This is a genomic window from Oleiphilus sp. HI0117, from assembly GCF_001635235.1.
The window spans coordinates 1-645 of the sequence record NZ_LWGA01000803.1 but is presented as its reverse complement, the minus strand read 5'-3'; the positions used below and the strand labels follow the sequence as shown (position 1 = coordinate 645).

General features: G+C 47.1%; 1 protein-coding gene. It reads right to left on the bottom strand.

The genetic code is table 11. The features are described 5' to 3' along the window. A partial coding sequence (prmB, locus tag A3757_RS13225) for a 50S ribosomal protein L3 N(5)-glutamine methyltransferase (RefSeq protein ID WP_068739768.1) occupies window positions 1–645 on the bottom strand: 645 nt, incomplete at both ends.

Here is a 645-nt window from a genome sequence, read left to right as displayed (position 1 = left end):
TTTCCGTTAGAATTCGTCTGACAATATCCAGCCCGTCAGGCCCTGCAACCAAGCCTAATACAGGCTCAGCACTATACTCTTCGGGCATGCTGTCAAAATCGTTTTGATCAACATAAGGCGGATTCGACAAAATTAAATCGTAACGAACATGTTCACCATCCGAGAACTGCGAAGGATCGCTCAAAGCACTGAAAAGATCAGAGGAAAACGCCTGAACCCGGTCATTTAATTCATACAATTCAATATTCGACTTTGCCACGGCCAGGGCATCGACTGATATATCAAACAAATCCACCTGCGCCTCTTCAAACTCCAAAGCGGCAGCGATGCCGATGCAACCACTTCCGGTACATAAATCAAGCACTCGCTCAGGCTCATTTAATAGCCAAGGTTCCATATGATGCTCGATGAGTTCGGCAATCGGAGAGCGAGGTATGAGCACTCGCTCATCGACATTGAAGCGCAAACCACAAAACCAAGCTTGTTTGGTGATATAAGCCAGTGGCTCTCGGCCTTTTGTTCTGCGCTTAATCGCATCTAAGATAAGCGCCTTCTCTTCGTCTGCCAGACGACAAGACCATAGTTCAGTCGAAAAATCCCAAGGCAGATCTAATAACTGAAGAACCAGGCTGACTGCCTCATCCC